The following is a 2,706-nucleotide window of genomic DNA, read 5'->3' on the forward strand; positions in this document are numbered from 1 at the left end:
CCGCTGACGCTGACGCTGTCGTCGGTGCCGAGTACGGCCGGCCGACACCGGGCCGCACGAGCCAGCGCAACGGCTACCGGGCACCGCGACCTCGATACCCGGGTCGGGACGATCGACGTCGCCATCCCGAAGCTCCGGCAGGGCACGTACTTCCCGGACTGGCTGCTCGAGCGCCGCAAACGCGCCGAGACCGCGCTGATCACGGTCGTCGCGGACTGCTACCTCGCCGGGGTGAGCACCCGTCGGATGGACAAGCTGGTGAAGACCCTCGGGATCCACTCCCTCTCGAAGTCGCAGGTGTCGCGGATGGCTGCGGACCTCGACGAGCACGTCGACCAGTTCCGGCACCGACCCCTGGGCGGCGCCGGCCCGTTCACGTTCGTCGCCGCCGACGCCCTGACGATGAAGGTCCGCGAGGGCGGCCGGGTCATCAACGCCGTGGTGCTGGTCGCGACCGGTGTCAACGCGGACGGGCGCCGCGAGGTCCTCGGGCTCCGCGTCGCGACCAGCGAAACGGGCGCTGCATGGAACTCGTTCTTCGCCGACCTCGTCGCCCGCGGCCTCGGCGGCGTCCGCCTGGTCACCTCCGACGCGCACGCCGGGCTCGTCGAGGCGATCGCCGCGAACCTGCCCGGAGCGGTCTGGCAACGCTGCCGCACCCACTACGCGGCCAACCTGATGAGCGTGACACCGAAGACTATGTGGCCGGCGGTGAAAGCGATGCTCCACTCCGTCTACGACCAACCCGACGCCGACAGCGTTCACGCCCAGTTCGACCGACTCCTGGACTACGTCGACGGGAAGCTCCCCGCCGCGCATGAGCACCTCGACACCGCCCGGGAGGACATCCTCGCGTTCACCGGGTTCCCCGAGGGCCTCTGGCAGCAGATCTGGTCCAACAACCCCAACGAGAGACTCAACCGCGAGATCCGCCGCCGCACCGACTCCGTCGGCATCTTCCCCAACCGTGACGCGATCATCCGCCTCGTCGGCGCGGTCCTTGCCGAGCAGACCGACGAATGGGCCGAAGGCCGCCGCTACCTCGGCCTCGACATCCTCGCCAAGTCCCGCCTGACCCTCGTCGCCGACACCGGCACCGAGGAGGTGAACACCGACAGCACCCTAGAGCTCACCGCCTGAACCATCAACAGATCGAAGGGACCCGAACTACACCACTCCCTGGGGCTTGACCAGTGAGGCCGCGCTCGATACCTTCCTGCCCGGTGAGCGGAACGATGCGCACGTCGGCTGCCTGCGTCCAGCGCTCCATGAGCGTCATGGCCCAGACGGCAGCCTCGAAGTAGTCCGGGTACGTTGCCTGGTTGCCGTACCACTTCGGATCGCCGTGGGTCAGCACCTCGACCCGGTGGCCGTGCGGGTTGAGCAGGCTGGTCGCGAGCGGCTCCGGGATGTCGGTCTCGTCGCCGCGTTGGTCGGAGGTGCCGACCACGAGCGCGTCGCCGACGAGCATCGCCTTGTTGCGGGCCGCGGGAACCCACAGCCACCACAGGAACGTCGCCCGCGGGTTGAACGGCAGCTTACGCAGCAGCCCCTTCCTCGTTGACGAAGACCGTGGCACCGGCTTCGGAGAGATCGACAGCTTCGATGTAGCCGCCGACTGCCGTCTGGTAGTCCTCGAGTCCCGTGAGATCGCGATGTTCGAGTGGCGCCTCTTGGGTCGCCGGAATGTAGATGCCTTTCGGCATGGTGCACCTCCTTGATGCGAGCGGCCGGCGATCCGGGATGGATCACCTGATAGACCGCACGGCAGCAACGAGGTGTGTGCGCGGGAAGCCGCCCCGGAGGAGACCTCGATCAGTCTCAACTCCGGGGGCGGCTTCCCTGGTGGTGGTTCAGCTCGCCTTGCGGCGCGGGGCGCGTGCCTGCTTGACGGGCGTCTCGGCGTTGTCGCGGCTCTGGGTCGTGCTCGGCTTCCTTGGAAGCCTCCACATCGAACTCGTCGTCCGACTCAGGCGGGAGACCGTCGACGCCGAGAACGGCGGCGATGGCCTGACGGCGGTGCTCGGCGTCGCGCTCCGCAGAACGGCGGCGCTGCTCGACCTCGCGGTCGATCTCGGCGCGGACACGATCGGCGCGCTCCTTGAGCGACGGATCGGTCTTGGCCTTCTCGACCCAGTGCTCCAGCGCCAGACGAGTCTCCTCGGTGACGCTGCGGTTGTTCAGCTGGGCGAGCACGTCGAGCTGGGCGCGGACGCTGTCACGCATCCGCACCGACAGCGGACGGATCTCGTCGTATGCCGGTCGGGCGGAGTTCGGGACGTAGCCGTCCGCGTCTCCGGTGATGGACATCTGGCTCATCTGAGCCACCTCCTTGATGTGAGCGGCCCGCGATCCTTGTGGATCACGTTGAAGCCGCAGTGCACCAACGAGGGGAATGAGGGCGGATGCCTCAGCCTTCATTCATGGAGCGGGCGTCTCTAACTACGCCCGCCATTCACGTCGTATCCAGCGTGGACTTCTCCTGTTATACAGAACGGTTTCGGAGAATCAACCGTCATATCGAACCGTTGTGAAAACTGGCTCTTCACGAATGAGGGTGTAGCGCGGGCCTGAATCCTCCGGCCTCGAGCAGTGACCGGGCGACGGTATGTCGACCTTGGGGTTATGTTCACCGCCGTCGTGCGGGCCGTGGCCGGGAGGCGATGAGCGTCTGATCCGTTCAACATAACCATTGGTTCGGGAGTC

General features: G+C 67.2%; 3 protein-coding genes and 1 pseudogene. 1 reads left to right on the forward strand and 3 read right to left on the reverse strand.

Translation table 11 applies throughout. The annotated features are described in order from the left end of the window. Positions 1 to 1,140 (forward strand): annotated as a pseudogene (locus AB8K43_RS15390) (IS256 family transposase); the annotation flags it as partial. 4 nt (positions 1,141 to 1,144) lie between these two features. On the opposite strand, the gene AB8K43_RS15395 reads toward AB8K43_RS15390, so the two are convergent. The 3 genes from AB8K43_RS15395 to AB8K43_RS15405 all read right to left on the reverse strand — a co-directional run bounded on the left by AB8K43_RS15395 (position 1,145) and on the right by AB8K43_RS15405 (position 2,319). Continuing rightward, positions 1,145 to 1,471 (reverse strand): hypothetical protein, encoded by a 327-nt coding sequence (locus AB8K43_RS15395; RefSeq protein WP_370895087.1) that lies wholly within the window; start codon positions 1,469 to 1,471, stop codon positions 1,145 to 1,147. Positions 1,472 to 1,538: 67 nt separating this feature from the next. Beyond that, complete coding sequence (locus AB8K43_RS15400; protein WP_370895088.1) at positions 1,539 to 1,706, reverse strand: hypothetical protein; 168 nt, start codon at positions 1,704 to 1,706, stop codon at positions 1,539 to 1,541. A gap of 115 nt (positions 1,707 to 1,821) precedes the next feature. Continuing rightward, entirely contained in the window at positions 1,822 to 2,319 is a 498-nt protein-coding gene (locus AB8K43_RS15405; protein ID WP_370895089.1) for a hypothetical protein, read from the reverse strand. Positions 2,320 to 2,706: the final 387 nt, after the last annotated feature.

The organism is Janibacter sp. GXQ6167 (assembly GCF_041365945.1).
Classification (GTDB): domain Bacteria; phylum Actinomycetota; class Actinomycetes; order Actinomycetales; family Dermatophilaceae; genus JBGFSK01.

What these genes read in the sequence shown, in the direction of transcription:
- AB8K43_RS15400 (WP_370895088.1), bottom strand. Translation starts at nt 1,706, where the DNA reads ATGCCGAAAGGCATCTACATTCCGGCGACCCAAGAGGCGCCACTCGAA.
- AB8K43_RS15395 (WP_370895087.1), bottom strand. Translation starts at nt 1,471, where the DNA reads ATGCTCGTCGGCGACGCGCTCGTGGTCGGCACCTCCGACCAACGCGGC.
- AB8K43_RS15405 (WP_370895089.1), bottom strand. Translation starts at nt 2,319, where the DNA reads ATGAGCCAGATGTCCATCACCGGAGACGCGGACGGCTACGTCCCGAAC.